Source organism: Serratia plymuthica NBRC 102599, from assembly GCF_001590925.1.
GTDB lineage: Bacteria > Pseudomonadota > Gammaproteobacteria > Enterobacterales > Enterobacteriaceae > Serratia > Serratia plymuthica.
Window position 1 is genome coordinate 1 of sequence record NZ_BCTU01000059.1, and the last position, 1482, is coordinate 1482.

General features: G+C 50.3%; 1 rRNA gene. It reads right to left on the reverse strand.

The features are described from left to right. Nucleotides 1-1313 (reverse strand): 23S ribosomal RNA (locus SPL01S_RS24090); the annotation flags it as partial. Between the last annotated feature and the right edge of the window lie 169 nt (nucleotides 1314-1482).

The following is a 1482-nucleotide window of genomic DNA, read 5'->3' on the forward strand; positions in this document are numbered from 1 at the left end:
AACCCTTGGTCTTCCGGCGAGCGGGTTTTTCACCCGCTTTATCGTTACTTATGTCAGCATTCGCACTTCTGATACCTCCAGCAGCCCTCACAGGCCACCTTCAACGGCTTACAGAACGCTCCCCTACCCAACAACGCCTAAGCGTCGCTGCCGCAGCTTCGGTGCATGGTTTAGCCCCGTTACATCTTCCGCGCAGGCCGACTCGACCAGTGAGCTATTACGCTTTCTTTAAATGATGGCTGCTTCTAAGCCAACATCCTGGCTGTCTATGCCTTCCCACATCGTTTCCCACTTAACCATGACTTTGGGACCTTAGCTGGCGGTCTGGGTTGTTTCCCTCTTCACGACGGACGTTAGCACCCGCCGTGTGTCTCCCGTGATAACATTCTTCGGTATTCGGAGTTTGCATCGGTTTGGTAAGCCGGGATGGCCCCCTAGCCGAAACAGTGCTCTACCCCCGAAGATGAGTTCACGAGGCGCTACCTAAATAGCTTTCGGGGAGAACCAGCTATCTCCCGGTTTGATTGGCCTTTCACCCCCAGCCACAAGTCATCCGCTAATTTTTCAACATTAGTCGGTTCGGTCCTCCAGTTAGTGTTACCCAACCTTCAACCTGCCCATGGCTAGATCACCGGGTTTCGGGTCTATACCTTGCAACTATTCGCCCAGTTAAGACTCGGTTTCCCTACGGCTCCCCTATACGGTTAACCTTGCTACAAAATATAAGTCGCTGACCCATTATACAAAAGGTACGCAGTCACCCAACAAAGTAGGCTCCCACTGCTTGTACGTACACGGTTTCAGGTTCTATTTCACTCCCCTCGCCGGGGTTCTTTTCGCCTTTCCCTCACGGTACTGGTTCACTATCGGTCAGTCAGGAGTATTTAGCCTTGGAGGATGGTCCCCCCATATTCAGACAGGATGTCACGTGTCCCGCCCTACTCATCGAACTCACAGAATATGCATTTTAGTGTACGGGACTATCACCCTTTACTGTGCGACTTTCCAGACGCTTCCACTAACACACAAACTGATTCAGGTTCTGGGCTGTTCCCCGTTCGCTCGCCGCTACTGGGGGAATCTCGGTTGATTTCTTTTCCTCGGGGTACTTAGATGTTTCAGTTCCCCCGGTTCGCCTCATACGACTATGTATTCATCGTATGATAGTGCAACGAATTGCACTGGGTTTCCCCATTCGGGTATTGCCGGTTATAACGGTTCATATCACCTTACCGACACTTTTCGCAGATTAGCACGCCCTTCATCGCCTCTGACTGCCTAGGCATCCACCGTGTACGCTTAGTCACTTAACCTCACAACCCGAAGGTGTTTCTGTAAACAGAAAACACTGTCGTGCTGTTTATTTGAGAGACTCTATGACAGGTTACTCCTTACCCCAGTACTTCTACGGAGGGATAAGTTTCAGCTGTCATGTTTCAATTTTCAGCTTGTTCCAGATTGTTAAAGAGCAATATCTTAAAC